The sequence below is a fragment of the Streptomyces sp. NPDC058464 genome, from assembly GCF_042721035.1.
Lineage (GTDB): Bacteria > Actinomycetota > Actinomycetes > Streptomycetales > Streptomycetaceae > Streptomyces.
Genome location: NZ_JBHXMA010000017.1, coordinates 138,512 through 153,929 on the forward strand (window position 1 = coordinate 138,512; position 15,418 = coordinate 153,929).

Below are 15,418 nucleotides of genomic sequence, written 5' to 3' on the forward strand. Positions count from 1 at the left end.
GGCCATGCGGCGGGATTCGAGCATGAGCTGGTAGAGCAGATGTGCGCGGTGTCGGGACTCGACGCACCGGGAGGGCGCGATCTCTTGATCGACATGCTGGCGGGCCGGTTACCCGAGTTGGCCAACGTCCGGCGACACAGCCGGAAGCGGCACGACATACTGGAGATCTTCCAAGCCTGTTGGCGGAAGCCCTCCGGACTCTCCGTACTCGCGGACACCCTCCAGGAGTACGACCCCGGCTCGATCCCCGTACTGAGGATCGTCGAGCTCGTCTCCGCATCGCCGGTCCTGGCGGTCCTGCCGGAAGCCGAAGTCCGCAGAGCCCGCGCGCTGTTGAGCCGCCTACCGCATCCCGACCCGCAGGGTCTGCTGTACGCGGCGGCCGGTGACCTGCCGCTCCCGGCCCGCCCGGTCGCCACCCTCCAGGAGGCCTTCGACTTCCTGGCCGACGCCAACGCCCGCCCCGACGGCCTGCTTCCCGTGCTGGTCCTGGTGGAGCACGCGATCGCCGCGGGCGCCGCGTCCGGCGCCGACCGGCAGGTCGTCGACGGCCTGCGCGGCTGGAACGACGATCAGGGCACCCGACTTGACCTGCTGAGTCCTCTTCACACCCTCCGCTCGCAGATCACTCGTGGGGTGGCGGAACCGGCTCCCGCCTGTCTCGTTGTCCAGCTCAGCAAGCACGGGATGAGCCCGGACGAGTACCTGCTGTCCCACTGGCGGCAGCGGCGTCCGGGCTCGTGGCGGCCGGAGCGAGGAGAGGACCGGATCGTGGCCCTGGGGCAGGTCGAGGCCGCGGTCGAGGAGTTGGTCGAGAGCGTCGAGGAGGACTGGGGCGAGCGCCCCGGCAGGCCGGTACTCGAGTTCGTGCTGCCGCTCCAGCTGCTCAACGACCCGGTGGAATGGCTGCCGATGGCCTCGCACTCGGACTCCGCCACCGCGCTGTGCCTGGACTTCCCGGTGGCGCTGCGCAGCCTGGAGCGGATGCGGGCCCGGCGGTACCACCGGCGCTGGCGCAACCGCTGGCAGCAGATGACGGCCGGCCCCCGCATCCTCTGCCACTGGGACACGACGGGCGAGCGCGGCCACGACCCCGTGCGCTGGAACAGCACCCTCGCCGCCGACGAGCGGCTGGTGTCGGTCGCGCTCAACGCGCCTCCGCTGGCCGGACCCGAGGGCCGCCAGGCCACGCTCGAGGCCGCGCTGCGGGCCGGTGTGCCGCTGGCCGTCTGGGACCGCCGGCCCGCGCCCCCGGGCGACTTCAGGAAACGGGTCGACAAGCTGCTGCGCGGAACGGCCGCCGAACTGCCCGAACGCGTCCGGCAGTTGCGGATCGAGGCGGCCACCGCCGCCGCGGCGCAGCGCGACGCGCACTCAGGACGTCACCTCGCGGTGCTCCTCGACAACCCGAACCGGCTGGTCGACTGGTCCGACTACCCGGCATCGGATCCCGGAAGCGTGCGCGGCGGACACGACGACGAGGGGACCTCATGAGCGGCGCCCAGCCCCCGGCCCACAACGGCAGCCGCAACGGCGGTCCCGTCAGCCGCAGTTGGTGGATCTACCGCGGCACCGGGCAGCCGCTGCCCGACATCCGCCTCGCCGACGTGCTGCCCCCGCCGCCCGGCTGGCGGGCCTTCGACGGCGGCCCGGTGCTGCCGCCCGTACCGGCCGAGAGCGCCGAGACCGACCGCCGGCTCGGCAGCATGGGCCGCACCACCTCCCGGCAGGACCCGCACGACATCGACATGATCAACACGGCGCTGCTACTGCGCAGGCCGCTGCTGGTGACCGGCCGGCCCGGCATCGGGAAGTCCACGCTGGCCTATCTGGTCGCGCGTGAACTGGGCCTGGGCCGGGTGCTGCACTGGGGCATCACCTCGCGCAGCACCCTGCGCGCCGGACTGTACGAGTACGACGCCATCGGCCGCGCCCAGGCGTCCCTCGGTCGGGGCCCGGCCGCCCAGGCCGCGCCGTCCGGCGACGGCACCCCGGAGGCGGCGGACGGTACCCCGTCGGCTTCGCCGGAGGGCGGCACCGGGGCACGGATCGGGGACTTCGTCCGGCTCGGCCCGCTGGGCACCGCCCTGCTCCCGTACGAGCTGCCCCGCGTGCTCCTCATCGACGAGCTGGACAAGAGCGACATCGATCTGCCCAGCGACCTTCTCCACGTGCTGGAGAACGGCTCGTACGACATCCCGGAACTGGTCCGCGCCCGCCATCACGAGAGCGAGGCGCGGGTGTTCACCGACGACCCGGACGCCACGGTCACGGTGACGGACGGCCGGGTCCGGTGCCGGGCCTTCCCGTTCGTCGTCATCACCAGCAACGGCGAACGGCAGTTCCCGCCGGCCTTCCTGCGCCGCTGCGTCCGGCTGGACGTCTCCCCGCCCCGCGAGGACCAGCTGGCCGCCATGATCGCCGCGCACTTCCGGGACCAGGAGGGCCGGCACGACGAGATGATCCGGGCGTTCGTGGAACGCAGCCGGCAGAACGGCGGGCTGGCGACCGACCAGCTGCTCAACGCCATTTTTCTGCGGACGGCCGGGGTCCGGGAGGACGACGAGTCCTGGGGCGAGCTGCTGGAGGCGCTCTGGCGTGAGTTGTCGGGGGCGCCCTGATGGGTGAGGACCCGCGTGCCTATCCGGAGGCCTTCGAAGTGGCGGAGGGCCTCTGGCTGCACGCGTACCAGACGCTGGCGGCCCGGCTGCCGGCGTCGGACCGCCCGCCGCAGCCCCGGCCGACCGCGCTGTCGGAGCTCTCCGGCCTGCCCGAGATTCCGGGGTGGCCGTCCGCGTCCGGCCGGACGAACGGGACGGGCCGCCCCGGTGGTACGACGGGGAGCGGGGGCGGGGGCGGCGCGGCGGGCAGCACGGGCAGTACAGGAGGCACGGACGGCACGGACGGCAGTGCGGCTGCCGGAGCCGACGGCCGTCCGACGGCCCGGAACGGCGACGGAACGGCGGACGGGGCCGGCGGCGACGAGGTGCGGGACGCGCCCGGTGACCTGGCCGAGGTGCTCTTCCTGCCGTTGCCGCCCGCCGCGCCGCAGAGTCCTGGGCCGGCCGGTTCCGGGCCGGGTTCCGCGCGGGAGCGGGCTGCCCGGCGGGTCCGGACCGGGGCGGCCGAGCCGGTCGAGCCGGTCGAGGCGGTGCCGGATCTGCGGGACGCGGCGGGGATCAGCCGTGCGCTGCGACCGCTGAAGCAGCTGGTGCCCTCGGCGTTCGAGGTCGAGCTGGACGAGGAGACCACCGCCGAACGCGCCGCCGAGGACGGCCTGTGGATGCCCTACACCCGGTCGGCGGACGAGCGCCGCTTCGACCTGGTGCTGGTGGTGGACGACCACGCGACCATGGTCATCTGGGAGCAGACGGTCGCCGAGCTCACCGCCGTGGCGGAGCGGCTGGGCGCCTTCCGGGACGTACGGGTGCACCGGCTCGGCCTGCGGGAGACCGCGCGGGGGCCGGAGGCGGTGCTGCGCGGTCCCTACCCGGACCACGACGTCCTCGGTGTCCCCGGCGAGCTGGTGGACCGCACAGGGCGCCGGATCGTCCTGGTCCTGACCGACGGACTGGGGCCGCTGTGGCGGACCGCGGCCGGCCGGCGGGCGCTGGAGCCGTGGTCGGCGGCCGGTCCGGTGGCGGTGGTGCATCTGCTGTCCCAGCGGGACTGGCACCGCACCGCGCTGGTGCCCCGGCAGGCGCGGCTGCGCAGCCCCCGCGCGGGGGCCCGCACCACCGAACTGGCCGTGGACTTCCCGGCCGAGTGGCGCGACCCGTTCGACCCGCCGCCCGCCGACTGGAGCGCGGCGGTCCCGGTCCTCGAACTGGACGCCCGGTGGCTGGGCCGCTGGGCCGGTCTGGTGGCCGGTGCGGAGCCCGGCTGGATCGAGGCCCCGGTGCTGTTGCTGGGCGCCCCCGACGAGCCCGAGGAGGACGTCGACGAGCCGCCGGTCGTCATCCCGGCACCCTCGGTGCAGGAGCGCATCCGGCGCTTCCGCAGCCATGCCACCCCCACCGCCTTCCGGCTGGCCACCCATCTGGCCGCCGCGATCCTGGAGCCCCGCCTGGTGCGGGACGTACAGCGCCGGCTGGTGCCCGAGGCACAGCCGGCCCATCTGGCCGAGCTCTTTCTGAGCGGCCTGCTGGAACAGCCCCCGCCCGCCGGGGCGCGGAGCGCCGCCGCGCCCGTGCCGCTGGAGTTCGTCGACGGTGCGCGCGAGGCGCTGCTGGCGGGCGCGATGCGCGCGGACACGGCCCGGGTGGTGAGTTCGGTGTCCGAGTTCTACGGCGACCGGTTCGAGGCGGCCCGCGGGCTGCACGGTGCGCTGCTCGCCCCGGAGGAGGAGCCGGTTCCACAAGTGACGGCGGAGAGCCTGCCGTTCGTGCGTGTCGAGCTGGCCGTGCTGCGCGCCCTGTCGGGGCCCTATCTGCTGCGCGCCCGCCGGGTCAGCGCGGCTCTGGAGGGGGCCCCTTCGGGTGCGTCGATGAATGAGAATTCGCGGCTTATGGGCCACGATAACCGAAATAAAAATGTTGTAAATCCAGACTTGGGCGGCCCGGACATGACCGACACCACTGCCAGTGAGTACCAGCATGCAGCGGAGGGATCCGCGAGCGGGACTCCGGTGCGGGAGACTCCCGTGCCGAGCGCCGACGGGCAGCCGGGCGCCGGCCTCCCGTCACCCGGCAGGACGGTCCCGGGGCCGGCCGCACCGGAGCCGCGGCAGGCCACGCAGCGCGTCTCCGTGCCGGTGGTCTGGGGCAACGTGCCACCCAACAACCCCAATTTCACCGGCCGGGAGGACCTTCTCGAGCAGGTGCACGAGCAGTTGCTGACGGGCGACACCTCGGCGGTGCTGCCGCACACCCTGCACGGCATGGGCGGGGTCGGGAAATCCCAGATCGCCATCGAATACGTGTACCGGCACACCGCCGAGTACGACGTGATCTGGTGGATCCCCTCCGAACAGCCGACGATGATCCTGACCGCGCTCACCGAACTCGCCCACCGGCTGGGCCTGAACGTGGGCGCGGAGGCCAACCGGGCGGTCCCGGCGGTGCGCGAGGCCCTGCGCCGGGGCGATCCGTACGACCGTTGGCTCCTGGTGTTCGACAACGCCGAGAACGTCGAGGCGGTGCGCCCCTACTTCCCGACCGGCGGCACCGGCAAGATCCTCATCACCTCCCGGAACCAGGAGTGGGACCGGGTGGCCAGGACCCTCTCCGTGGACGTCTTCACACGCGAGGAGAGCAAGGCGCTGCTGCGCCGCCGGGCCCGTGACCTGAGCGACGCCGACGCCGACCTGCTCGCCCAGGAGCTGGGCGACCTGCCCCTCGCCATCGAGCAGGCCGCGGCCTGGCAGGCCGTCACCGGCATGGCCGTGGACGAGTACCTCGGGCTGATCCGGGAGAAGATCGCCGAGCTGATGCTCGAACTCGTCCCGTCGCCGGACTACCCGATGTCGGTGGCCGCCGCCTGGGACGTCTCGCTGCGCCAGCTCGAACAGCGCAACCCCGCGGCCCTCCAGCTCCTCCAGGTCTGCTCGTTCTTCGCTCCCGAGCCGATCTCCCGCTCCCTGTTCAACAACTCGCGGAGCACCATCGCCCCCGAGCTCGACGAGGCCCTGCGCCACCCGATCCGGCTCGGCCGGGCCATCCGGGAGATCAACGTCTACGCGCTGGCCCGCATCGAGCACCGGCACGACACCATCCAGCTGCACCGTCTGGTCCAGGCGGTCCTGGTCAACCGCATGTCCCCGCAGCAGCAGGCGGACATGCGGCACGGCGCCCACCTGCTGCTCGCCGACGCCAACCCGAACAGCCCCAGCTCCCGCGAACTGTGGCCGCGCTACCAGCAGTTGCTGCCGCACATCGCGGTGTCGCGGGCCGTGGAGTGCGACTCGCCCTGGGTGCGCGGCCTGATCCGCGGGGTCGTGGAGTTCCTCTACTACTGGGGCGACCACGACGGCGCGGTCTCCATGGCCCGCGAGGCGCTGGACGTGTGGACCGCGAAGTTCGGCGCCGAGGACCAGCAGACGCTGGAAATGGCGAAGTGGCTGGCCTACCTCCTGCGCATGGTCGGAGAGTACGAGGAAGCCGCCGCGATGATGCAGCGCACCGCGGACACGTACATCCGGGTCGCGGGCGAGGACGACGAGGGCACCCTGGACGCCCTCATCCAGCTGACCAGCGGGTTGCGGCTGCGGGCCGAGATGGCACAGGGGCTGGAGATCAACCGGTCCGTCTACGACCGCTGCCTGCGGGCCTTCGGCGACGACGACCCCGCCACCCTGCGCGCGGCCCACAGCCTGGGCGTCGGGCTGCGGCTGATGGGCCTGTACCAGGAGGCGCGCGAGTACGACACCGAGACGGCCCGGCTGCGGACCCTCGCACTCGGCGAGAACCACCTCGACACCCTGAACACCCTCAGCAACCTGTCCATCGACATCCGCGAGACCGGCGACTACCCGGGCGCCGTCACCCACCAGGAGGACGTCTACGCCCGGTACATCGCGACCTACGGCGAGGACAACCCCTCGACCGTGAGCTGCGCCCGGGTGCTCGCGGTGTGCCGTCGGCGCGCCGGGGACCACGACGGGGCGGTGCAGCTCGGCGAACTGGCGCTGTCGAAGTTCCAGAACCGCTACGGCGCCGACCACCCGGACGCCATCGCCTCCGCGGCCAACCTGGTCGTCGACCTCCGGCAGGACGGCCAGCTGACGCGGTCCAGGGAACTGGGCGAAGCGACGATCGGGCGCTACACGGCCAAGCTGGGCAGCGTCCATCCCTACACCCTGTCCGCCCGGACCAACCTGGCCATCACCCTGCGCCACCTGGGCGATCTCGACGCGGCCGGTGAAGAGGTCGGCACGGCGCTGCGGGGCCTGCGGGAGTCGCTGGGCGACGAGCACGTCCTCACGGTCACGACGGCCCTCGGCATGGCCAACCAGCACAGTGCCGAAGGGCGCCACGAGGAGGCCCTGGAGCTCGACCGGGAGTCCCTGGAGATCCTCACCCGCACCTTCGGCAAGGACCACCCGACCACCCTGGCCTGCGCCAACAACGTCGCTCTCGACCTGCGCGCGCTGGACCGCGTGGACGAGGCCACGGTGCTGCACACCGACACCCTGACCCGGTTCCGCCGGTCGCTGGGCGAGAGCCACCCGGCGACCGTCGCCGCCGCCAGCAGCCAGCGGGCCGAGGCCGACATCGCCCCGGTGCCGTTCTAGACGGTCCTGGGACCGCCCGGGCCGTCCCGGGCGGTCCTGGGCCGTTCCGGCCGAAGGCCGCCCGTCGGCCGGGCTCAGCCCCCGGCCGGCGGCTCGACCCGGCAGCAGCGCCGGGACAGCAGCGCCAGGGCGGCGGCGCTACGGCTGTGGCGTCGGCTCGGTGTCCATGGCGGGGGCCTGTCCGGAGTCCGGCGTCTGTTCGTCGCTGGAGCTGGAGCTGGAGCTGGAGCTGGAGCTGGAGCCGGGGTCGACGCGTCCGGCCGGCGCCGCGCCGGCCGGACGGTACAGCGGGCGGATCAGCGGCCCGGTGGCCGCCGTGGTGAAGAGCGCCATCACGACGAGCAGCGCGTAGAGCCGGGGGCCGATCACTCCGGCCTGCAACCCCACGTTCAGCACGATGAGTTCGGTGAGCCCCCGGGTGTTGAGCAGCACCCCGATCAGCAGCGAGTCACGCCAGGGCAGCCGGGCACCGCCCCGGGCCGCCAGGGCACCGGCGGTCACCTTGCCCACCACCGCGGCGGCGCATATCACCAGCAGGAGCACCAGGTCGGAGGCGTGCAGTCCGTTGAGCTGGACCGACATCCCGGAGATCGTGAAGAACACCGGCAGCAGCAGGCCGCCGGTCTCCTGGAGCGGGCGCAGCACCTGGCTGTCGGGAGCCCCGTCGGGCTGGCGGGGCATGATGATCCCGGCCAGCAGCGCACCGAAGATCACGTGCAGTCCGAGCGCGCTGGTGGCCCAGGCCGAGGCCAGCGCCAGCGCGGCGGCGACGGGGACGTGATTGGTCATCAGGGCGCCGGGCCGGTGCATCCACCACTTCAGCGCCGGCCGCACGACGACGAACATCACCAGCACGTACGCCGCCAGCAGCGCCACCTTGACGGTCCACGCCCGCAGCGAGCCGTCCTCGCCGCCGATCAGGGCGACGGCCAGCACCGGCCAGCTCAGCGCGTCGATGACACCGGCGGCGGCCATCGCGATGGTGGCGGGGCGGGTGCCGGCCAGTCCCTGGTCCCGGATGATGCTCGCCAGCACGGGAACCGCCGTGATGGACAGGGCGACCGCCATATAGAGGGTGAATGTCGCGTCGATCGGATGACCGCCGTTCGCGGAGCGGAATCCTCCGGAATACAGCAGAACGATGCCGGCTCCGACCAGCATGGGAATCGCGAACCCGCTCAGCGAGACGGCGGTCACCGCGCCGCGATTACGCAGCTGGCCGAGGTCGAGTTCATAACCGACCGCGAACAGGAAGAGCACCAGCGCGACTTGCGCCAGGGAAGTGAGAACTGGCTTGATCTGCTCCGGGAAGAGGGTTTGATACACCCCTCCGGGGAGCAGGCCCAGCAGACTGGGGCCGAGCGCGATGCCGGCGAATAACTGCCCGATGACGGAAGGCTGGCGTAACCTGCGGGCGGCCGCTCCCAGGACCGTGGAGGCCGCGATCACCAGCGCGAGAGCTGCGACGACATGAGTGACAGTGGAGTCGATGCTCACCGGCATCCCCCTTCGGCAAGTGCCGCACCCTGTGGCGTTGTCCACACGCAGTGTAGCCGGTGCGGCGGCAACTGACCTATTGTTGCGTGCGCTTGAAACATGCCGTTCTGGGGCGGGGGGACGACCGTGACGACGGTCTTATTCGTACACGGCACCGGCGTGCGCGAGCCGGGATTCAGCGCGACCGTGGAAGTCGTACGGGAAGGATTGCGGCCGTTACGGCCCGAAGTCCATATGTCTTCCTGTTATTGGGGGGGAACTGCCGGATCGGTACTGCATTCGAACGGTATTTCCGTGCCGGGGTACGGGACCGGGCGTGAAGTACCGCACGCGGGCGCCCCCGATGCGCTGCAGGGGGATGCCGACGAGGACGTCGAATTCTGGGGACTTCTCTATCTGGACCCGCTGCTCGAACTGCGCCTGCTCACGGCGGAGACCACGGCGAGAACCGAGTTGGCACCCGGCGCCCGGCCGCCGGGCGAGGCCCTCTCCGCGGCGGCCCCGGCGCTCACCGCGGACGACCGGCTGCGCCCGCTGCTGGACGCGGCGGGCATCGCGGACGACTTCGCCGCCGCCGTGGCCGCCGTACTGACCGCCGACGACTGCCGCCGCTTCCTCCGCGCCCCCGCCGAGGGCGCCGGAACCGCCGAACTGGCCCGGGCCTTCGTGGCCGAGGCGGTGCGCCGCCGGGCCGGACGGCAGGGACCGGCGGCGACCCTCGACGGCACCGCCCGCGACGAGGCGGTCGCCCGGATCACCGCCCTGCTTCCCGGGCCCTTTGGCAGCGGGGACGAGCCCGGCACCCATCGCGGCCCGGTCACCCGGCGGATCAAGCGGCTGACCGGGCGGCTGGCCCTCGGCCTGGCCTCCGCGCAGGCGGTGAAACGGCGTTCGGCGCTCACCGACGCGGCCCATCCGGCCGCCGGGGACGTGCTGCTCTACCTGGCCCGCGGCGGCCCGGTCCGCGAGGCCGTCGCGCAGGCGGTGCTCGCCGCCGAGCCGCCGGTCGTCCTGCTCGCCCACAGCCTCGGCGGCATCGCCGCGCTGGACCTGCTGGTGCTGCGGCCGCTGCCGCAGGTCGCACTGCTGGTGACGGTCGGCTCGCAGGCCCCGTTCCTGTACGAACTGGGGGCCCTGCCCAGCCTGGAGCCCGGCGCCCCGCTGCCCGACCACGTCCCGCGCTGGCTGAACGTCTACGACCGGCGGGACCTGCTCAGCTACCTCGGCGCCGGTGTCTTCCCCGGCCGGGTCGCGGACATCGCCCTCGACAGCCGCCAGCCCTTCCCGCTCTCCCACAGCGCCTACTGGAGCAACCCGGAGCTGTACCGCGTCCTGGCCGGGGAGCTGCCGTGACCGCCGCGCGCCCGGACCGGACCCACGCCGTCGTGGTCGGCGTGGAACGCTATGACGTCGGCCCGTCCTGGGACCTGCCGGGCCCGGCCGCCGACGCCCGCCGCTTCACCGCCTGGTTGCGCGGCCGCGGTGTGCCCGCGGCCCACATCTCCCTGCTGCTGGACGCCCTGCCCGGCACGGGCGGACCCGGGACGGGCGGACCCGGGACGGGCGGACCCGGGACGGACGTGACCGCCGGTCCCGCCGGGCGGGAGGCCGTGCAGGAGGTGCTGACGCGCCGGCTGCCCGCGCTGGAGGGCGATCTGCTGTTCGTCGTCTGGGGCGGCCACGGCGTCACCGACCCACAAGGGCACCGCAGGCTCTTCTACGCCGACGCCACGGCCGAGGACAAACGCAACCTCGACCTGGACGCCTGGCTGACCACCCTCACCACCGACGCGCTGCCCGGTTTCCGGCGCCAGATCTGGCTGGTGGACTCCTGCCAGACCTTCGTCGAGGACCTGGGCTTCGCACGGTCGCTGCCCGGGGAACTCCCGTCCCGCGGCGACCGGTTGCCGGGCCGGGAGCAGTTCGTGCTGCTGGCCTCGGGGCCGGGGCAGCGGGCGGCCAACGACCCCGTGCGGCGCACCGGGGCGTTCTCCCGGGCGGTGCTGGCCGCGCTGGAGTCCTCGGACGACGAGAACTGGCCACCGGACATGGGTGCACTGGCGAACACGGTGATCGGACGGTTCACCGACGGGGGGCAGCGGCCCACCTCGCTCTGGTACCGGTCCGGGGCCGGCGACGTACGCCACTACGACTTCCCCGCCACCCGGCGCCGGGAGGAACCGGTGCCCGACTCGGCCCTGTCGGAGCTGATCGCACTGCTGGCCGGCTGGCCCGCCCTGGCCGACCGTGACCAGCGGCAGCTCGTCATCGGCATGCTGCCGGTCGACCTGGCCGGTGCCATCCCCCGGCTGGGCGCGGCCCGGGCGGACATCATCAGCATCGTGCGCACCTGCCGTCTGCACCCGGGCGGCCTGGCCGCCCTCGTGGCGGCGCTCGGGGTGCTCGACCCGGGCTCGCTGGCCCAGGGCGAGCTGACGGACTGGGCAGCCCGCAGGCTGCCGCCCGGATCAGCGGGGTGACCGGCCTGATCACGGCCTTCCCGGTACCTGGCCCATGCGTCATCATGAAACCAACGGGAGGACGTACTCAGGGGGATGGCGCATGAACACGTCCGCGGACTTCGTGCGATCCGAACTGCCCGATCTCAGCGACACCGCGCTTGTCGAGCTTCGGTCGCGACATCCGGACGTCTACGCGCGTGCACTGGACCGGTTGCTGCGCCAGGTCGAACGGCTGCGGATCAACTTCGGAGACGGAGCACCTGGACGGGCTGACTGACGGTCCCTACGGAAGGAGACACGTGCAGGCCGACGGAGGCTCCGCATCCGCCCATGCCGATCACCACGTGATTCCCTCGGCGTACTTCGACGATCTGGCGGCGGGCCGGGGCGGTCCGGAGGCGGTTCGTTTCCTGTGGACCACCGAGTACAGCAGGCGGCTCCTGCTGCTGCGGGCCCTGCTCGACACCATCGCCGCGACCTCCGGCGCGCTCGGTCCGCTGCCGCCCGTGGACACCGCGTGGGACACCCTGACGGCGGCTCAGCAGCGCGCCCCGGAGGACTTCGGGAAGTTGCTGCTGCACCCGCAGATCGGCATCTGGCTGGGGCACAGCCTGCGCCGGCTCAGGCACCGGGCCTGGGGCGACGGACCGCTGTGGACCGACCTCGGTCACCTGCACGCGGTGTGCGCGGTCGCCGCGCTGCGCGCCGGGCTCCCGCTGCGCACCACCGTGCCGCTGCGGGACGGTACCGCGATGTTCCCGGGCCTCGGGCTGGCCCGCCTCCCGGACCGGCCGCGGTGGGGGACGGCGGAGGTGGTGGTGGAGGCGGGGCGGCTGCAGGTCGACCCGTACGGCATCGGCGTGGGCCCGCCCGAGCCGCCCGGGACCCCAGACGGCGACGCCCCCGGGTGGCAGGGGCTGCGCGCCCTGCGGGCCGACGTGGCCGGCCGGGCGGTGTCCGTCTGGCTGGACGACATCGACCCCTACCGGGACCTGAGCGAACCGCTGCCCCCGCAGCGCCTCGGCAAGGACGAACTGGCCCGCTGGCGGGAGCGGTTCGGCCGCGCCCTGGACCTGCTGGCGGGCAGCGACCCGGGCACGGCCGCCGCCATGGCCGAGGGGCTGCGCACCATCGCGGAGGTGCGGGGGGCGCCGGCCTGGATGATCCTCAGCGCCTCCTCCGGCGACGCCTTCGGCGGCCTGCTCACCTCGCTGCCCCCCGATCCGGTCAGCTTCGCGGTCACCCTGGTCCACGAGTTCCAGCACACCAAACTGGGCGCGCTGCTCCATCTGCTGACCCTGGAGCGGGACGGCGGAACCGAACGGCACTACGCCCCCTGGCGCAACGACCCGCGCCCGCTGAGCGGCCTGCTCCAGGGCGCCTACGCCTTCCTCGGCATCACCGACTTCTGGAGCAGGTACCTGGACCACGCGCCGCCGGCCGGGCGGCCGTTGGCGGAGTTCGAGTTCGCCCTGCGCCGGCGGCAGACCCAGGAGGCGATCCACGCCCTGCGCGCCGACCCGGGGCTGACCGCGCACGGCCGCCGGTTCCTGCGCGGCATGGCCGCACGGCTGCCGGCCTGGGGGTCGGACGGCCGGGTCCGGCCGGACACCGCCGCCCTCGCCGAGTTCGTGGCCACCGACCACCGCACCGGCTGGCGGGTCCGGCATCTGGCCCCCGCCCCGGACGACGTCCGCGCCCTGGCCCGGGCCTTCGCCGCCGGTGCCGCGGCGGACGCGCGGGTCGCCCCGTCCACCGTCGTCCCCGACCTCGCCGCGCCCTGGTCCCACGCCCGCTTCGGACTGGTCCGGCAGCGCCTCGCCGCGCCGGACGCCGGCGACCGGCACGCGCTGTCCGCCGGCGACTGGCCCGTACCGTCCGCCGCCGACCGCGCCCTGGTCGCCGGGGCCCCCGACGCCGCCGACGCCTACGCCCGCCTGCTGGCAGGCGACCCCGAGGACGCCGACGCGTGGACCGGCCTCGTCCTCGCCCTCGCCGCCCGCCCGCTGCTGCATCGCCCCGAACTGCCCCGCGCGGTGCACCGCGAACTCCGCATGACCGGCACGGCCGCCGACCCGCGCGACGTCGCGCTCTGGCTGGCCGCCGGCCCGGCCGCCTGAGGGCACGGCAGCCGGGTCGACAACCGCGCCCACCGCACCCGGAGTGTCGACACTGAGCCTGTTTTTGGCGTCAGTTCCTGAGAGTCTCGCTCAACTGTCGACAGTAGAACGGCGGTTGGGGCAGACTGCACCGCTATCCGGAACCGTCCACCGGCATGTCCGTGACCGCGGAGGAGTCGTTCATGACAGCAGGCAGCAGTGCGTACGAGCCGTCGATGAGGGACCGGGTGCGGGCCCTGGTGGCGCTGGCGACCACGGGGGTCGGGCAGGTGGCGCTCACCGGTACCGCCCAAGCGGCGGACGCGGCGGACACGGGGGACGCGGGGGACGCGGGGGACACGCTCAGCGTGGGGGCCGGGGAGACGTACGTGGTCGCGACGACGACCGCCCTCGGCTCCCTGATCCTGGCCGAGGGCGGCACCCTCGCCGCGCCCGACGGCTACGGCCTCACCCTGACCGTGGACGGCGTGGAGACCGGCTCCGTGCTGACCGCCACGCTCGCCACGGACACGACGATCGCCCCGGGGTCGTACACCGGCGACCTGGTGCTCACGGTCGCCGAGCAGAACCCGGCCACCTTCGCCGGCGTCACCTTCCCCCTCCGCCAGGCGCTGTACGCCGACGCGGACGGTGTCGTCACCGCCAGGTCCGTCACCCCGGCGCTGGTGGGCGGCACGGTGACCGGCTCGGCGGCGCAGGGCGTGCGCGTCACCTCCACCGGCGAGGCCTTCGACGGCTTCTACGTCGCGGGCGGCACCTACACGATCACGGACACCACGATCGGCTTCACCGGCAACGGGCGGTGCGACTTCGTCGGGGACGGGGCCGCGATCGTCGCGACCGGGTCGGGCACCCGGCTGGTCGTCGACGGGGTCACCGTCTCGAACAAGGGCGTGGAGCGCAGCGGTCTCGTCGCCGAGGGCGGGGCCGATGTCGTCGTCAAGAACTCGTCCATCCAGTGCCTGAACGGCGTCCTGCCCTCCGACTACGTGCCCGCCGGCGGTGCCGACATGCTCGTCGTGCCCTGGCGGCTCGGCATCTCCGGCAACGTCCGGACCACCACCCTCATCGGCACCGACACCAGGGCCACGTACATCAACTCCACCATCGCCTCCGAGACCTGGGGTGCCTTCTCCACCGACTCCGTCAGCAACGCCCGGGCCACCGCGATCAACTGCACCATCAGCAACCTCGGCGACGAGGGCTACGGCTCCTTCGCCGACGGCGACGTGACGGAGCGGATCCTCGGCTGCACCCTCGACGTCGGCACGTACGCCACCATCATCGGCGCCTCCAACAGCACGCTGTACTACGGAGACAGCACCCGTGAGGACGTGGCCCAGCTCAACACCGACCTCGAACTGGGGCTGACCGAAGAGGAGCTGGCCGCGTTACCGGTGCGCAGCACCACCGTCGACTCCAAGGAGTTCGGAGTGATGTGGCACGGGGCCGGGACCCTGCACATCACCGGCGGGACCGTCGTCACCACCGCCGCGACCACCTTCCTCGACAAGGCGGTGCGGGCCACCATCACCGTGGACGGCTCGGAAGGCGCAGCGCTCGACCCCGGCAACGGCGTCGTCCTCCAGGTGATGGAGACCGACAACCCCGGGTCCAACGACGGCGTCTACACCGAGCCCACCGACGACCCGGTGAAGGACGGCACCTGGGACGTCTCCGCGGCGCACGACACCGACACCTCGGCCGCCTTCACCGACATCGCCCTCACCGGCGACTTCTACAACGCGATGCGCACCGGCCGGAACATGGTGCTGACCTTCGACGCGTCGAGCGTCACGGGCGTCCTGTCGGCCTCCGAGTCCCGGCACGCCCTCGCCACCATCACCTCCGCCGAGTACGCGCAGCTCGGCCATGTCACCAACACCGCGCAACCGGTCGTCAACAACGGGGTGCTCGTCACGCTCACCGGCGGCTCGCGGTGGACGGTCACCGGGACGTCGTACCTCAGCCGCCTGACCCTCTCGGCGGACTCCTCCGTGACCGCGCCCGCCGGGAGCACGGTCACGATGACGGTCGACGGGGAGCCGACCGCCATCGAGCCGGGCGGGGACTACAGCGGTGCGATCGCCGTCGGCGTGGGCTGACCG

9 protein-coding genes are annotated in these 15,418 nt (G+C 73.3%); 8 read left to right on the top strand and 1 reads right to left on the bottom strand.

The annotated features are described in order from the left end of the window. The first annotated feature begins 39 nt into the window (after positions 1-39). The 3 genes from ACFWPQ_RS23105 to fxsT are packed head-to-tail and all read left to right on the top strand — an operon-like array spanning position 40 to position 7,231. Positions 40-1,494, top strand: a complete 1,455-nt coding sequence (locus ACFWPQ_RS23105) for a hypothetical protein (RefSeq protein WP_384037963.1) — start codon at positions 40-42, stop codon at positions 1,492-1,494. Then, positions 1,491-2,621, top strand: a complete 1,131-nt coding sequence (locus ACFWPQ_RS23110; RefSeq protein WP_384037774.1) for a MoxR family ATPase — start codon at positions 1,491-1,493, stop codon at positions 2,619-2,621. The genes ACFWPQ_RS23105 and ACFWPQ_RS23110 overlap by 4 nt, the downstream gene beginning before the upstream one ends. Further along, on the top strand, positions 2,621-7,231 hold the full coding sequence (gene fxsT / locus ACFWPQ_RS23115) for an FxSxx-COOH system tetratricopeptide repeat protein (protein ID WP_384037777.1): 4,611 nt from the start codon (positions 2,621-2,623) through the stop codon (positions 7,229-7,231). The genes ACFWPQ_RS23110 and fxsT overlap by 1 nt, the downstream gene beginning before the upstream one ends. Positions 7,232-7,369: 138 nt before the next feature. Here the strand turns inward: fxsT and ACFWPQ_RS23120 are convergent, their stop codons facing one another. Further along, a complete protein-coding gene (locus tag ACFWPQ_RS23120; RefSeq protein WP_384037780.1) occupies positions 7,370-8,728 on the bottom strand; it encodes a cation:proton antiporter in 1,359 nt (452 codons plus the stop codon). Positions 8,729-9,022: 294 nt separating this feature from the next. On the opposite strand from ACFWPQ_RS23120, the gene ACFWPQ_RS23125 reads away from it, so the two are divergent. The 5 genes from ACFWPQ_RS23125 (at position 9,023) to ACFWPQ_RS23145 (ending at position 15,415) form a co-directional block, all read left to right on the top strand. Then, the gene (locus tag ACFWPQ_RS23125; protein ID WP_384037784.1) at positions 9,023-10,081 is read left to right on the top strand and encodes a hypothetical protein; all 1,059 of its coding nucleotides are present in this window, start codon (positions 9,023-9,025) and stop codon (positions 10,079-10,081) included. Continuing rightward, positions 10,078-11,208: a caspase family protein gene (locus ACFWPQ_RS23130; RefSeq protein WP_384037787.1), complete on the top strand. Its 1,131-nt coding sequence runs from the start codon at positions 10,078-10,080 to the stop codon at positions 11,206-11,208. Before ACFWPQ_RS23125 ends, ACFWPQ_RS23130 begins: the two co-directional genes overlap by 4 nt. A gap of 82 nt (positions 11,209-11,290) precedes the next feature. Continuing rightward, the gene (locus ACFWPQ_RS23135) at positions 11,291-11,467 is read left to right on the top strand and encodes a hypothetical protein (protein ID WP_361303059.1); all 177 of its coding nucleotides are present in this window, start codon (positions 11,291-11,293) and stop codon (positions 11,465-11,467) included. 22 nt (positions 11,468-11,489) lie between these two features. Continuing rightward, entirely contained in the window at positions 11,490-13,310 is a 1,821-nt protein-coding gene (locus tag ACFWPQ_RS23140; protein WP_384037790.1) for an HEXXH motif domain-containing protein, read from the top strand. A 182-nt stretch (positions 13,311-13,492) separates the two neighbouring features. Continuing rightward, positions 13,493-15,415 carry a hypothetical protein gene (locus ACFWPQ_RS23145; protein WP_384037793.1) on the top strand — a complete coding sequence of 641 codons (1,923 nt, stop codon included), beginning with the start codon at positions 13,493-13,495 and terminating at the stop codon, positions 15,413-15,415. Positions 15,416-15,418 lie beyond the last annotated feature (3 nt).